The sequence below is a fragment of the Brevundimonas sp. Leaf168 genome (genome assembly GCF_001423685.1).
GTDB classification, from domain to species: domain Bacteria; phylum Pseudomonadota; class Alphaproteobacteria; order Caulobacterales; family Caulobacteraceae; genus Brevundimonas; species Brevundimonas vesicularis_C.
In genome coordinates this window covers 19,271-33,610 of the sequence record NZ_LMOY01000014.1, presented here as the reverse complement: position 1 = coordinate 33,610, position 14,340 = coordinate 19,271, and the positions used below count along the sequence as shown (strand labels likewise).

General features: G+C 65.5%; 17 protein-coding genes. 3 read left to right on the top strand and 14 right to left on the bottom strand.

Translation table 11 applies throughout. The features are described 5' to 3' along the window. Positions 1-5 precede the first annotated feature (5 nt). Positions 6-1,736 (top strand): cytochrome c biogenesis protein DipZ, encoded by a 1,731-nt coding sequence (locus tag ASF81_RS14470; RefSeq protein ID WP_055809952.1) that lies wholly within the window; start codon positions 6-8, stop codon positions 1,734-1,736. Here ASF81_RS14470 and recO read toward each other — a convergent pair. The 14 genes from recO to folK form a co-directional block, all read right to left on the bottom strand. Next, positions 1,733-2,464, bottom strand: a complete 732-nt coding sequence (gene recO, locus ASF81_RS14465) for a DNA repair protein RecO (RefSeq protein WP_055809949.1) — start codon at positions 2,462-2,464, stop codon at positions 1,733-1,735. The two genes, ASF81_RS14470 and recO, sit on opposite strands and share 4 nt — an antisense overlap. Further along, positions 2,464-2,940, bottom strand: a complete 477-nt coding sequence (locus tag ASF81_RS14460) for a nuclear transport factor 2 family protein (RefSeq protein WP_055809944.1) — start codon at positions 2,938-2,940, stop codon at positions 2,464-2,466. The genes recO and ASF81_RS14460 overlap by 1 nt, the downstream gene beginning before the upstream one ends. A gap of 47 nt (positions 2,941-2,987) precedes the next feature. Continuing rightward, entirely contained in the window at positions 2,988-4,226 is a 1,239-nt protein-coding gene (locus tag ASF81_RS14455; RefSeq protein WP_235559388.1) for a serine hydrolase, read from the bottom strand. Positions 4,227-4,241: 15 nt separating this feature from the next. Continuing rightward, on the bottom strand, positions 4,242-5,189 hold the full coding sequence (gene era / locus ASF81_RS14450; protein ID WP_055809937.1) for a GTPase Era: 948 nt from the start codon (positions 5,187-5,189) through the stop codon (positions 4,242-4,244). Beyond that, the gene (gene rnc, locus ASF81_RS14445; protein WP_055809934.1) at positions 5,186-5,896 is read right to left on the bottom strand and encodes a ribonuclease III; all 711 of its coding nucleotides are present in this window, start codon (positions 5,894-5,896) and stop codon (positions 5,186-5,188) included. The genes era and rnc overlap by 4 nt, the downstream gene beginning before the upstream one ends. Next, positions 5,896-6,789 (bottom strand): signal peptidase I, encoded by an 894-nt coding sequence (lepB, locus tag ASF81_RS14440; RefSeq protein ID WP_055809931.1) that lies wholly within the window; start codon positions 6,787-6,789, stop codon positions 5,896-5,898. Before lepB ends, rnc begins: the two co-directional genes overlap by 1 nt. 55 nt (positions 6,790-6,844) lie before the next feature. Next, positions 6,845-7,246 (bottom strand): holo-ACP synthase, encoded by a 402-nt coding sequence (acpS, locus tag ASF81_RS14435; protein WP_055809927.1) that lies wholly within the window; start codon positions 7,244-7,246, stop codon positions 6,845-6,847. Beyond that, positions 7,243-7,983, bottom strand: coding sequence for a pyridoxine 5'-phosphate synthase (locus tag ASF81_RS14430; protein ID WP_055809924.1), 741 nt, complete (start codon positions 7,981-7,983; stop codon positions 7,243-7,245). The genes acpS and ASF81_RS14430 overlap by 4 nt, the downstream gene beginning before the upstream one ends. A gap of 4 nt (positions 7,984-7,987) precedes the next feature. Beyond that, entirely contained in the window at positions 7,988-8,572 is a 585-nt protein-coding gene (pyrE, locus tag ASF81_RS14425) for an orotate phosphoribosyltransferase (RefSeq protein WP_055809922.1), read from the bottom strand. 50 nt (positions 8,573-8,622) lie between these two features. Further along, complete coding sequence (locus ASF81_RS14420) at positions 8,623-9,381, bottom strand: TIGR00730 family Rossman fold protein (protein ID WP_055809917.1); 759 nt, start codon at positions 9,379-9,381, stop codon at positions 8,623-8,625. After that, a complete protein-coding gene (locus ASF81_RS14415; protein WP_082503589.1) occupies positions 9,378-11,537 on the bottom strand; it encodes a bifunctional (p)ppGpp synthetase/guanosine-3',5'-bis(diphosphate) 3'-pyrophosphohydrolase in 2,160 nt (719 codons plus the stop codon). The genes ASF81_RS14420 and ASF81_RS14415 overlap by 4 nt, the downstream gene beginning before the upstream one ends. A 134-nt stretch (positions 11,538-11,671) precedes the next feature. Further along, the gene (rpoZ, locus tag ASF81_RS14410; RefSeq protein WP_017504892.1) at positions 11,672-12,031 is read right to left on the bottom strand and encodes a DNA-directed RNA polymerase subunit omega; all 360 of its coding nucleotides are present in this window, start codon (positions 12,029-12,031) and stop codon (positions 11,672-11,674) included. Positions 12,032-12,115: 84 nt separating this feature from the next. Then, positions 12,116-12,553: a cupin domain-containing protein gene (locus ASF81_RS14405; protein ID WP_055809912.1), complete on the bottom strand. Its 438-nt coding sequence runs from the start codon at positions 12,551-12,553 to the stop codon at positions 12,116-12,118. A 44-nt stretch (positions 12,554-12,597) separates the two neighbouring features. Then, complete coding sequence (gene folK / locus ASF81_RS14400; RefSeq protein WP_055809908.1) at positions 12,598-13,167, bottom strand: 2-amino-4-hydroxy-6-hydroxymethyldihydropteridine diphosphokinase; 570 nt, start codon at positions 13,165-13,167, stop codon at positions 12,598-12,600. Here folK and ASF81_RS14395 point away from each other — a divergent pair. Both ASF81_RS14395 and ASF81_RS14390 read left to right on the top strand, forming a co-directional pair. After that, positions 13,166-13,702: an NYN domain-containing protein gene (locus tag ASF81_RS14395; RefSeq protein WP_017504890.1), complete on the top strand. Its 537-nt coding sequence runs from the start codon at positions 13,166-13,168 to the stop codon at positions 13,700-13,702. The two genes, folK and ASF81_RS14395, sit on opposite strands and share 2 nt — an antisense overlap. Next, complete coding sequence (locus ASF81_RS14390) at positions 13,699-14,337, top strand: uracil-DNA glycosylase (protein ID WP_055809905.1); 639 nt, start codon at positions 13,699-13,701, stop codon at positions 14,335-14,337. Before ASF81_RS14395 ends, ASF81_RS14390 begins: the two co-directional genes overlap by 4 nt. Positions 14,338-14,340 lie beyond the last annotated feature (3 nt).

The following is a 14,340-nucleotide window of genomic DNA, read 5'->3' as shown; positions in this document are numbered from 1 at the left end:
GCGCCATGATCCTATTCCTGCTGTCCTATCTCGCCGGCGTTCTGACCATCGTCAGTCCCTGCATCCTGCCGGTTCTGCCCTTCGTCTTCGCGCGAGCGGATCGGCCGTTCATCCGCAACGGTCTGCCGTTGTTGGTCGGGATGGCCGTGACCTTTGCGGGGGTGGCGACGCTGGCGGCGCTGGGCGGCGGCTGGGCGGTTCGGGCCAATGAGGTCGGGCGCTGGATCGCCCTGGCCGTCATGGCGGTGCTGGGCGTCAGCCTGCTGTTTCCGGCCGTGGGCGATCGCCTGATGCGGCCGTTCGTGGCGGCGGGGTCCTGGCTGACCGATCGCGCCGAGCGCCAGGGCGGCGATCAGGGCGACGTGCGCTCGTCCCTGCTGCTCGGCGTCGCAACAGGGCTGCTCTGGGCGCCGTGCGCCGGACCCATTCTGGGCGTGATCCTGACGGGCGCAGCGCTTCAGGGCGCCGGCGTCGGAACGACGGTTCTGCTGCTGGCCTATGCAGCAGGCGCGGCGACATCGCTTGGCCTGGCCCTGCTGGTGGGCGGTCGCGTGTTCAAGGCCATGAAGGGCGCGTTGGGCGTCGGCGAATGGGTGCGGCGCGGCCTGGGCGTTCTGGTGCTGATCGGCGTGGTCGTGATTGGCCTGGGTGCGGACACGGGACTGTTGACCCGGATCTCGGCCGCCAGCACGGGCCGGATCGAACAGGCGCTGCTGGGCGGGATCGGGCGCGGCATGCCGACGAACCAGGCCCCGGCCGATCTGGCAAATCTGCCCGTCGAAGGGGTGATGCCGCCGCTGACCGGGGCGACGACCTGGATCAATACCCCGCCGCTCACGACCGAGCAGCTGAGGGGCAAGGTGGTTGTTGTCGATTTCTGGACCTACTCCTGCATCAACTGCATCCGCTCCATCCCCTACGTCCGCGCCTGGGCTGAGAAGTATAAGGATCAGGGTCTGGTGGTGATCGGCGTACACACGCCCGAGTTCGCCTTCGAGAAATCCGAGGCCAACGTCCGCCAGAACATCCAGCGGCTGGGCATCACCTATCCGGTCGCCATGGACAATGAGTTCGCCATCTGGCGGGCGTTCAAGAACCAGTACTGGCCCGCCCACTACTTCATCGATGCCAAAGGACAGATCCGTCACCACCACTTCGGCGAAGGGGACTATGCGGGCTCCGAACGCGTGATCCAGCAACTTCTGAAGGAAGCGGGCGCCGCGAACGTCGCCAGCAACGTCGTCACAGTCCAGGCTGAGGGCGCAGAGGCCGCCGCCGACATGGCCCAGGTCGAATCGCCGGAGACCTACGTCGGCTATGGCCGCGCCGAGAACTTCCGCTCGCCCGGCGGCCTGGCCAACGACGTGATCAAGGACTATGTCGCCGCGCCGCTGAAACTGAACGATTGGAGCCTGTCGGGCCGCTGGCGCGTGACGCGTGAGCATGCCGACCTACAGGCGGCCGGTGGCCGTATCGCCTTCCGCTTCAAGGCGCGCGATCTCCATCTGGTCATGGGGCCCAGCAAGCCGGGCGCACCCGTCCGCTTCCGTGTCCTGATCGATGGCGCGGCGCCGGGCGCGAACGCCGGCAGCGACATCGACGCCCAAGGCCTCGGCCGGGTCGACGGCGAGCGGCTGTACCAACTGGTCCGGCAGACGGGCGCGGTGCGCGAACGGACGTTCGAGGTCGAGTTCCTGGATCCCGGCGTGCAGGTCTTCGCCTTCACCTTTGGTTAGAGGCGGCCGGCGTCGCCCAGCTTGTCCAGCATCCACACGCGCGCAGGCGGCAGGGGCTTGTTCTGCGGGTGGAAGACGAACTGCTCCAGGAAATGCCCCGTCAGGTCGAACCCGGCCCGGACGTCGCCCTCGATCAGACCCGATTGGGCGCCCAGCATGAAGGGCGGAAGGGTCAGCATCTTGTCGGCATAGGGCGCGCCGGCGTCACGACTGACGGCCCGGCCCGTGCGCGGGCTGACGTAGATCAGGTCGTCGGCCGTGCCGGTTGCGGCGCATTTCGACAGGTCCAGGCCGAAGCCCAGGTCTTCCAAAAGGCCCGCCTCGAACCTGACGAAGATCGCAGGCCAGACCGCAGGCATTTCGAATGCCGCCATCAGCGCCTCGAACGCCAGAAAGACGCCGGGATGCGGTTCACGCTCCGGCAACGCGCCTTGGGTCACACCCGCCGCCGCCGCCAGCCCGTTCAGCGCCAGGGCGTCGTCGAACAGGGCGCTGGGCCCCTCGCCTACCGGCTCCAGCCGCACAGCGCCGAGGTGATCCGAGGTGCGGGCGCGGTAATCGGCCACGACCCGCGCGCCCGCCTGCAAGAACGGCTTCATCTTGCGCGATGCTCCGCCCGCCACATAGGCCAAACGCCGGCCGTGGCTCTCCGTCAGCAGATCGACCACGGCGCCCGTGTCGCCGTGGCTGCGCGCCGACAGGACGAACGCCTCTTCGTGGAAGTCCATCAGTCCGCCGGACCTTGAGCGATCACCCCGACCACGCTCTTGGCCTTGTCGTTCGGCACGGTGAAACTCAGCACATATTGCTCGATCTTCCAGCCATTGTCGGTCAGCCGCAGCACGCCTGAGCCGCGCGTCAGGCCGTAGGCGTCGTTGTCCAGCAACTCATCGAACCAGACGATGCAGCGGCAATCGCCCGGCGCCAGGGTCGCCACTCGGTCATGCGGGCGATAGGTCCAGCCTTTCCCTTGCGAGAAATAGGGCGTGGCGTAGGCGCGAAACTGAGCCAGCGACCAGCGCTCGGTCGCATCCGTGCCGATGAACCGGGCGTCAGGCGTGAACAGACCGAAATAGGCGTCGCCGTCCGCTCGCGAGGCCGCCGAGTGCATTCGGTCGAGAACGGCGCCTGCCTCGACGACCGGATCGCCCGCAGCCTGCGTCGGCGCAGCGGAAAGGACGAGAGCGGCAAGAAGAGCGATCATGGTCCCGTTCTACTCCTGTTCCCCTCGCCGGGAAACAGTCGGACGCATCAGCGCGCCAGCGTGGTCGGAAACTCGTGGCCCAAGGCCTCGGCCATCGCCTGCTGGCTGATCAAGAAGACCTGGTCACGCAGGTGATAGTTGTTGGACAGGACGATCACCGTCACGTCGGCGTCCGGCTGATAGAGCATCAGGTTGCGGAATCCGCCCCAGCTGCCGGTGTGGTAGATCTGGCGGTCCTGGAAGCTGGGCCGCACCTGATCGCCAAGACGGTTGGCGAAGATGCCAAAACCCCAGTCCCGACGCGGATGGCTGCGTTCGTTCGGTTTTGTGTCGGCCGGCGCGTGATCGGCCAGCATCTGTTGATAGCTGGCGGGGGTCAGCAGGCCGCCGCGGTGCAGCGCCCTTTGCCAGACCAGCAGATCGTCCAGCGTCGAATAGACCGCGCCGGCGCCCGCCACGATAGAGGTGTTGGCGTTCGGCTGGGCCGCCAGACCGCCGGGGAAGTTGGCGTAGCCCATGATGACGCGGTGATCGCCGCCATCGAGATCAAGCCCGCTATCCTTCATGCCGAGAGGCTTGAAGAAGGTCTCGCGCATATAGGTCTGAAAGGGCTTGCCGCTGGCCTTTTCGACGATGGCGGCGGCCAGATTGAAACCGGCGTTGTCGTACTGAACCTTGGCTCCCGGCTCAAACTGAAGACCGAACCGTTTCGAATCCTCGGTCAGGTCGTCCAGCGTCGCCGGCGTCGTGCGGCGCATGCCCCAACCGGGCCGCGCCATCAGGTCGGGAATGCCCGAAGTATGCGACAGAAGATGGCTGATGCGGATGGGCGCCCAGGCCTGCGGACAGGGCTGGATCCATTTGCAGACCGGATCGGAGACATTCAGCTTGCCCTCGTCCTGAAGCTTCAGGATCGCCGTCGCCGTGAACTGTTTGGAGATCGAGGCCAGGCGGAAGCGCGAGCCCAGCGCAAGCGGCCGATTTTGCTCGTAGTTCGCCTTGCCATAGACCTGGCGGAACAGGACCTTGTCGCCCTTGGCCACCAGAACCGCGCCCATGAAGCGGCCTGAAGCGGCTTCGCGATCCAGGCGCGCCGCCAGCTGCGGCAGGTCCTGAACCACGACCAGGGGAGGTCGTGGCGGCGCATCGGCGCGCTGGGTCGCCAGTTCCACATCGGTCTTGGGCGCCACGGCCGTGGCGATGCCGCCCCAGACCGCGCCGCCAAGGATCAGCGCCCCGAGGACGCCCAGAACGAGCCGGGGATGCCCCCCGGCGGTACGCGGCACATCAAACACAGGAACTCAGACGTCGAAATCCAGACCGAACTGGGCATAGAGGGCGCGGCTGTCCTGCCATTTCGGATCGACCTTGACGGTCAGGAACAGATGCACCTGACGGCCGAGGATTTCGTTGAGCTCCTCGCGCGCCTTCTGTCCGATCCATTTCAAGGTCTGGCCACCCTTACCCAGGACGATGGGCCGCTGGCTCTCGCGCTCGACATAGATGGTCTGCTCGATCCGAGCCGAGCCGTCGGCGCGATCCTCGAAACTGGTGGTCTCCACCGCCGCCGAATAGGGCAGCTCCTCATGGACGCGCAGGTAGACCTTCTCGCGCGTGATCTCCGCTGCAAGAACCCGAACCGGCACGTCGGCCGCCTGATCCTCGGGATACAGCCACGGCCCCTTCGGCATGGAAAGGGCCAGACGCTGCTTCAGATCCTCGACGCCGTCGCCATTGGCCGCCGAGATCATATACACCTCGGAATAGACGCCGCTTTCGAACAGCTTCTGCGATAGCGCCAGCAGGGTGTCGCGGCGCATACCGTCGATCTTGTTCAGCGCCAGAACGACCTTGGTCCCGGTGGCCTGCAGGTTGACGATAATGGTCTCGGTGTCCTCGGCCGAGCGACGATCGGCCGCCGTGCCCTCGCGGCCTTCGGCGTTGATGTGCGACTGGGCGTCGATCAGGTGAACGACGATGTCCGCATCTTCAGCGCCGCCCCAGGCTGAAGCGACCATGGCCCGGTCCAGGCGACGACGTGGCGTGAAGATGCCGGGCGTGTCCACCAGCACGATCTGGGCGTCGCCTTCCATGGCGATGCCGCGCACGGGGAAGCGCGTCGTCTGCACCTTTTGCGTGACGATCGACACCTTGGAGCCGGTCAGCCGGTTCACCAGCGTGGACTTGCCGGCGTTGGGTGCGCCGATGATGGCGGCAAAGCCTGCGCGCTGGTTTTCGATATCGGTCAAATGACGCCTTCACGTTTGAGGAGAGCCGTTGCGGCCGCCTTCTCCGCCTCCTGACGCGAACGCCCTTGCGCGGTCAAGGGCTGCACGTCCTGCACGGACACTTCGACGGTGAATGTGGGCGCATGATCCGAACCCGTCCGATCGGCGACGCGATAGGTCGGCAGCGGTCTGCCCTGCCCCTGCGCCCATTCCTGAAGCGCCGATTTCGGATTGGTCACGGTGCGGGACGGCGGCGCCGACAGTTCGTCGGACCAGGCCCGTTCGAATACGGCCTTGGCGGCATCCAGCCCGCCGTCCAGATAGACGGCCGCCAATATGGCCTCGACCGCATCGGCGATGACGCCGGCCTTGCGGCGCCCGCCGGTCTTGGTTTCGCCGGGCGATAGCCGCAGCGCAGGCCCAACGCCCAGGGCTTCGCCCACGCGGGCGCATGCGCCCTTGTCGACCAGGGCGTGCAAGCTGGACGAGAGTTGGCCTTCATCCGCCGTCGGAAACTGAGCCGACAGGCGCTCGGCGACCAGCAGACCCAGCACCCGGTCGCCCAGGAACTCCAGCCGCTCGTTGTCGCGTGGACCGTGGATGCCGACCGGCGCGCCCTCGCCCACGCTGGCGTGTGTCAGGGCGCGCTCCAGCAAGGCCTTGTCCTTGAACCTGTGTCCCAGGCGCGTCTCCAGCGCCGCGACCGCTTCGGCTCTCAGATTAGCCATCAATGGAGGACGTTGAAGAACCGGTTCAGCCGCACGTTGAACCAGCTGACGGGGTTCCACAGCGACGATCCGGGCTTCCAAGAGAACAGGATGATTTGCGCCTTGCCGACCAAGTTCTCGGCCGGGACCATGCCCACGCCGCTGGACTGTTCGACTCGGCTGTCGATCGAGTTGTCGCGGTTGTCGCCCATCATGAAGTAATGTCCAGCCGGGACCTCATAGACGGGGGTGTCGTCCAGATCGTTTCCAGGACCGAAGTCTTGGGTCATGAAGCTCTTGCCTTCCGGCAGGGTCTCGCGGACCTCCGTCACCGGGCGCGGGCCGAAGATGTCGTTGATCTCCTGCTCGCTGACCACGACGTCCTGCACCGGCTTGTCGTTGATATACAGCTTGTTGGCGATCATCTGGATGCGGTCGCCGGGCAGGCCGATCACGCGCTTGATGAAGTCGGTCTTGTTGTCACGCGGCAGTTTGAACACGACGATGTCGCCGCGCTTGGGCGCCGAGCCCATGATCCGCCCGTCGAACAGCGGCGGGCTGAACGGGATCGAGTGTTTGGAGAAGCCGTACGACCACTTGGAGACGACGATATAGTCGCCTTCGTACAGGTTCGGCTCCATCGAGGCCGAAGGGATGGTGAAGGGCTGGAACAGGAAGATGCGCAGCACCATCGCGATCACCAGGGCGAAGACGATGGTCTTGAAGATTTCGCCGGTCTCACTGGCCGCCGAGGTTGCCTTGTCGCCGCCCTTGGGCGTCTTGGCGTAGACCTTCTGGTTCGCCGTCGTCGGCTCCTGCACCGACTTGACCGGAGCGTCCGCCTCCGAGGCCGCAAATCGTTCTTCGGGGGTGGCGTCGCGATTGGCGTCGTCGGGCTTTTGGTCTTCGCTCATGCGATCAGGCATCCTCGCCGCGTCCGCGCGGTCATCGCGCACGCCTATAACCTGATTACGACTGCGGCAAGGCTTCGATCACGACGAAGGCGAGCGCATAGGGATGTTCGTCGCTCAGCGTCAGGTGGATTTTCGCCTCGTGTCCGGCTGGCGTCAGACGCGCCAGATGCTCAGCCGCATGGCCGGTCAACGCCATCGTCGGCTGACCCGAACGCAGGTTCACCACCCCCATGTCGCGCCAATAGACATCGGCGCGCATCCCGGTGCCCAGGGCCTTGGCGCAGGCCTCCTTGGCGGCGAACCGTTTGGCGTAGCTCCAGGCCGGGTCCGGTTTCCGATCCGAGCGGGTGCGTTCCAACTCGGTGAAGCAGCGGGTCTTGAAGCGATCGCCGAACCGATCCAGCGACGCCTGGATGCGTCGGATGTCAGATAAATCTGCGCCGACGCCGATGATCATTTGGCCGCATCCATCGCCGCTCGCATCCGGCGGATCGCCCCGTCCAGGCCGATGAAGATCGAGTCGCCGATCAGGAAATGACCGATGTTCAGCTCGCGGATTTCCGGAATCGCCAGCATTCGCGGAGCCGTGTCGTAATCCAGCCCGTGGCCCGCGTGGACTTCCAGCCCCAGGACATCGGCCTGGGCGGCGGCCGCGGTGAGGCGTTCGAACTCGACTTCCCGCTCTGCCGGATCAGTCAGGTGGCAGTAGCGACCGGTGTGGAACTCGACCACCTGGGCGCCGACGGCGGCGGCGGCCTCGACCTGCGCTTCGGACGGTTCGATGAACAGGGAGACCCGGATGCCGACGTCCGCCAGCGTCTTGACCACGGGCGCGATGCGCGCCTCGTGGCCAGCCACCGCCAGACCGCCCTCGGTCGTGACCTCCTCGCGCCTCTCGGGCACCAGACAGGCGGCATGCGGCTTGTGACGCAGGGCGATGGCTAGCATCTCGGTGGTCACCGCCATCTCGAAATTCAAAGGCTTGCCCGCTCGCGCACACAGGGCGCTCAGCACGTCGATATCGGCGTCGGTGATGTGGCGGCGATCTTCGCGCAGGTGGGCGGTGATTCCGTCGGCCCCGGCCGCCAACGCCGCCTCGGCCGCGCGCGCAGGATCGGGGTGTGTGCCGCCGCGTGCGTTTCGCACCGTGGCGACGTGGTCGATGTTGACGCCCAGCCTGACCCGTTCGCGCATGGCTCTACTTCGACAATCTGCGGCTGCCGGGATCTTCCACCGGAAGGGCGGCCAGTTCAGGCGGAAGAGCGTCGGCTGGGTAAGCGGGCACGTCCAGCGACGCCAGGGCGATCAGCGGTACTCCCACATCCGCCTTGCCGCCCGAGCGATCGACGATACAGGCGGCGGCGATCACCTCGCCCCCGGCGGCTTGGATGGCGGCGATGCATTCGCGCGACGACAGCCCGGTCGTGACGATGTCCTCGACCATGACCACGTTTTCACCCGGCTCGACCGAGAAGCCGCGACGCAGTTTGAACGCCCCGCCTTCGCGCTCGACATACATCGAACGGACCTTCAGATGTTTGGCTGTCTCATAACCCGGGATGATGCCGCCCACGGCCGGCGAAATGGCGACATCGACGGGGCCGACCGTGGCCGTGATCTTGTCCGCCAGCGCCTTGCACAGCCGCTCGCAGCGCGCGCCGTCCATGAAGACCAGATTCTTCTGCAGGAAGACCGGGCTGTGCAGACCCGACGACAGGACGAAATGGCCTTCGCGCAGGGCGCCGGCGTCGCGAAACTCGTTGAGGACGTCTTCAGTGTTCATGACAGGGTTCTAGACCCGGATCGCGCGCGGATGAACCCTGCGGCGACGCTTCATTCGATGTTTTCGTTCGGCCGAAGCCCGCGCGAGAGCAGTTCAGCCCAGACGCCCTCCGCGTCCTCGGCGAAACCGATCAGGTCCAAATCCGACGGCGCGATCATTCCGTGCTCGACCAAGGCGTCGAAACCGATGACAGAGGTCCAGTAGGCCTTGTCCACCAGAACGACCGGAACCGGCGGCGCCTTCTTCGTCTGGCGCAGGGTCAGCATTTCGAACATTTCGTCAAAGGTGCCGAAGCCGCCGGGAAACACCACCAACGCATTGGCGCGCATCGCCAGATGCATCTTCCGCATCGCGAAATAGTGGAAGCGGAACGTCAGCTCCGGCGTCGAATAGGCGTTCGGCTCCTGCTCATGCGGCAGGGTGATGTTGAAACCGACGGACGGCGCGCCCGCGTCGACGGCCCCGCGGTTGGCGGCTTCCATGATGCCCGGGCCGCCGCCGGTGGCGATGACATTGTCGCGGGGTTCGCCAACTCGACCGCGCAGCGCTCCGCCGCGCTCGGACGCCAGTCGACCAAAGGCGCGGGCCTCTTCATACCAACGGTGCCCTTCGCGGATGCGCGCGCTGCCGAAGACGACGATGGTCGAGCGCACGCCCCAGGCCCTCAACGCCTCCTCAGGCTTGGCGTATTCCATCAGGAACCGCACGCCACGCATCGAATCGCCCAGCAGGAAGTCCTGATCCATCGCCGCCATGCGATAGGACGGCGAGGCCATCTGCGCCGCGTTCGGTTTTACCGGGTCACTCATTCGCCCCGCGCGCGCTCGACGGAGTCGACCGACGGATTGGCCCTCAGCGCCGCGATGATCATGGTCGCATGCTTGGCGTCTTCGACCTCGACGTCCACGTCCACGTCGAAGAAGTCCTGCTGACGATGCGCCATCGACAGGTTGATGATGTTGCCGCCGGCCTCGCCGATCAGGGTCGTGACCTGACCCAGCACGCCTGGCGCATTTCGGATCGTCGCGCGAATACGGGCGGCGGCGACCGCGTCCGTCTCGGCCTGAGGCGTCCATTGCAGGTCATGCCAGACCGAGTCGTCATCGGCGAAGGCGGCCAGGGTCTGGCAATCAATGGTGTGGACGGTCAGGCCGGATTCGGGCTCCAGAATGCCGACGATCCGGTCGCCCGGAACGGGCGTGCAGCATTGGCCGAAATGAACCGACACGCCCGGCGTCAGCCCCCCGCCGCGCACGAACAGCCGCGCCTTCTCGCCCTCGATGCGCTGCTTCTCGGGCCCAGCCTTCAACCGCCCCTTCAGCGCGGGGAACAGGATTTCGGCCGCCGTCGTCGGCGACAACCGTCCGCGTCCCAGGCCTTCGAACAGATCGTCGTCGCTCGCGACCGCCAGCAGTTCCAGAACCGGCTTCAACGACACGTCGGTCAGGGTCTTGTCGACCCGGCCCAGGGTTTGATCCAGCGCGACGCGACCCAGCTTGATGAATTCCTCGCGCTCGGAGGTGCGGATATGGCGGCGAATGGCGGAGCGCGCGCGGCCCGTGACCGTCAGACTGCGCCAGTCGGCGGGCACTTCGCGCTTGGAGCCCCGAATGATCTCGACCACGTCGCCGTTCTGGAGCGGCGTGCGCATGGGCTTCAACTCGCCATTGACCTTGACCCCGACGGCGGTGTCGCCGACCTCGGTGTGGACGGCATAGGCGAAATCCAGCGGCATTCCCCCGCGTGGCAGGGTGACCAGTTGGCCCTTCGGCGTGAAGACGAAGACCTGGTCCAGATACATTTCCAGCTTGGCGTGCTCGACCCAGTCCTCGCCGCCCTCGCCATGCTCGATCACCTGAACCAGGTGGCGCAGGTTCTGGAGCGGGTCACGCCCGCCGCCCTGTTCCATCGCCTCGCGGTCAAAGCCGTAGGAATGGTTCTTGTAGCGCCAGTGGGCGGCGACCCCGTCCTCGGCGATCCGGTCCATGTCCTCGGTGCGGATCTGCATCTCGATCCGCAGCCCCCGGGGGCCGACGACGGTCGTGTGCAGCGAGCGATAGTTATTAGACTTGGGCGTCGAGATGAAATCCTTGAACCGCTCGGGCACCATCGGCCATTCGCGGTGGATCACGCCCAGCGCCCGATAGCAGTCGTCCTCCGCCTCGACGATCACGCGGAAGCCGTAGATGTCGGACAAAGACGAAAAACCGACCGACTTGCGCTGAAGTTTGCGCCAGATCGAATAGGGCGTCTTCTGTCGGCCATAGACATTGGCCTTCAGACCCGCTTCGGACAGGACCCGCTCGACCTCGCTCGCCACCCCGTCGATGGCGCGACCATGCTCCAGCTTCAACGCCTCCAGCCGCCGCTCGATGGCGGTCTTGGCCGTTGGGTTCAGATGGGTGAAGGCCAGTTCTTCCAGCTCGGACGCGATCGAGTGGATGCCGATGGACCGTCCCAGGGGCGCATAGACTTCCAGCGTTTCGCGGCTGATCCGCTCGCGCTTCTCCGGCTTCACGAACTGGAGAGTGCGCATATTGTGTAAACGGTCAGCCAGCTTGACCAGCAGCACCCGCACGTCCCGACTGATCGCCAGGATGAACTTGCGCAGGTTCTCGGCCTGGCGCGTGTGTTCGGCCTGAAGCTCCAGCCGCGACAGCTTGGTCACGCCCTCGACCAAGACAGCGACCTCTTCGCCGAACATGCCGGCGATGTCGTCGCGCGTCGCCGACGTGTCCTCGACCACGTCATGCAACAGGGCGGTGACGATGGTGGCGGTGTCGAGCTTATAGTCGGTAAGGATCCCCGCGACCTGGATCGGGTGGGCGAAATAGGGATCGCCCGAGGCTCGCAACTGCGAACCGTGCATTTTCATCGCATAGACGTAGGCGCGGTTAAGAAGCGCTTCGTCGGCGGTAGGATCATAGGCCTTAACGGCCTCGATCAGCTCAAACTGACGCAGGATTGGCGCGCGCTTAGGCTGCGGCGCCGGATCGACGAGCGCCGTCTGAGGCTCGTTTTTGTTTGCAGCTTGGGGCGCCGGCGGAACCGTCTCGGTCCGCGCCGGCAGGATAGTGACGCCAGGGGCTCCCTCGGGCGTCAGTACCGCTCCTCCTGACCGCCGTCGCGGTCGCTTTGCAGGGCGCGGATCAACTCCGCCTCGGCCATGTTCATGTGCTGCGGCGAGGCCAGCAGGGCGACCGTTTCCGCCTCGTCCTCGGCTTCCGTCCGCTCATCGACGCGTTGCAGCGTGGTGATGATGGTTTCGCGCAGTTCGTCCGGCACGACGGTGTCGTCGGCGATTTCGCGCAAGGCGACGACAGGGTTCTTGTCGTTGTCGCGGTCGATCGTCAGGGCGGCGCCGTTGGCGATGCTGCGGGCGCGGTGGCCAGCCATCAGCACCAGACCAAAGCGGTTCGGAACCTTCTCGATGCAGTCTTCGACGGTAACGCGGGCCATGGAATTCCTCGAACGCGGGGGAGAACCGCGTCAAATACAGATGAGGACGGGTTTTTGCAACGCCACAGGGGCGGAAGTTGGGCGTCAGTCGGTCCGACGCGCCAACGGGTAGGCGATGATCAGCACCAGATCGTCCTCGCCCATCTGCTGAATGCCGACATTGCCGCCATCGTAAAGATAGGCTGTGTCGCCGGCCTTCATCCGGGTCGTCACGCCGTCCGTGGTGACATCTCCTTCCCCGCTGACGACATGATAGACCTCGTCGTGCGCGATGACGTGCAGCCCGATAGACGATCCTGGATGCATGATGCGCTTTCTGAACTCCATCGATCGGTTCGGTGCCATGCCCGAAATTCGATAGGCCGTACTCATCCCCATGCCGTTGTGCGGTGGCGGCTGGCGCACCATCGTGTCCGCCTCATGAATCACCAGACCCACGCCCATCGGCGGTGAAGCTGGTGCAGGATGCAATTCCTGAACTGACGTTGACAAAAGCACGGCGGCGAAGGCGAGGCTGAGCATGACATGTCTCCCGGTGTCAGCCGGATCAGCTCACGAACAGTTGCCTACTTCAATGGGTGCGCATCGCGACCGACCGACGCGGCTTGGCCTAGATTTTCGGCGCTCGCGCGCTTGGTAGGGTGCACCCAGCTCGGCGCGATCTCGGCGATAGGGCCCATGACGAACCGGCGCTCGGCCGCGCGGGGATGGGGCAGGATCAACCCCTGCAGGTCACCGCTCAATCGTCCGTAGGCGATCAGGTCCAGATCCAGTGTCCGCGGCGCATTGCGCACCGACCGCTCGCGGCCGAACGCATCCTCGATCCGGCCGAGCGTCTCCATCAGCATATGCGGATCATGGTCGGTGCGGACGATGACCACGCCATTCAGGAAGGCTGGATCATGCGGATCGGGCCAGGCCTGGGAAGACCACCACGATGAGCGTGCGACGACATCAATCCCTTCGCTGCGAAAACGTGCGAGCGCCGCCTCCAGCGCTTCGGTGCAGGAAGACCATGCCCCCTTGTCATTGCAGCCCAGGGCCACGATGACTGCATCATTCAGGTCGAACCCGTCATCGATTCCGACGGCGACCGAGCGATCCGATTTTTCATCTCTTTCGACGGCTTCGACCATGTTTCATCCCACCGACCGGCTGGCGATCTTCATCGACGGCTCGAACCTCTACTCCGCCGCCCGCGCCCTGCAGCACGACATGGACTTCCGGCGGATGCTCGACTGGTTCCGCGAGAGGTCCATCCTGACCCGCGCGTATTACTATACGGCCGTGGTCGAGGGCGAAGAATTCTCGCCGGTGAAGCCGCTGGTCGACTGGCTCGACTACAACGGCTTTTCGGTCGTCACCAAGCCGGTGAAGCGGTTCACGGACAATAGCGGCCACAGCCGGATCAAGGGCAATATGGATATCGAGATCGCGGTGGACATGCTGGAGCTGGCGCCGCACATCGACCATGCGGTGCTGTTCTCGGGCGATGGCGACTTCCGGCGAGTGGTCCAGGCGATCCAGGCCAGGGGCGTGCGGGTCACGGTCATCTCGACCCAGAAGACCCAGCCGCCGCATATCGCCGACGAACTGCGTCGTCAGGCCGACGCCTTCCTGGACCTGAACGATCTGATGGCCGACTTCGGCCGCCCGAAGGCCGCCCAATGACCTTGACGCCCGAACCGCCCCGCGACTGCCCCCTATGCCCTCGCCTGGTCGCCTATCGTCAGGAGAACGCGCGTCAGAATCCAGACTGGTGGAACGGGCCGGCCGCCTCGTTCGGCGATCCGAACGCGCGCCTGCTGATCGCCGGCCTTGCGCCCGGCCGTACCGGCGCCAACCGGACGGGACGTCCCTTCACCGGCGATCACGCCGGCTGGCTGTTGTACGACACCCTGAAGAAGGCCGGCTTTGCACAGGGCCGTTACGATCCTAACGGCGACGATGACCTGACGCTGACGGACTGCATGATCACCAATGCGGTCCGGTGCGCCCCGCCCGGGAACAAGCCTCTGCCGATCGAGGAGACGACCTGCCGTCCCTTCCTGATCGACCGGCTCAAACTGCTGCCGAATCTGAGAGTGATCGTGACCTTGGGCGACGTTTCACGCCGCAACATCCTGAAAGCGTTCGGACGGCCAGCGTCAGCGATGCCGGCGGGTCATGGGGCGCAGGGCGAAGCCGGCGGCTACGTGATTCTGAACAGCTATCACTGCTCCCGGCTGAACACGAACACCGGTCGCCTGACGCCGCAGATGTTCGGGGAAATCTTCGCGCGCGCCCGAACCCTGATCGAGGCCTGAGCC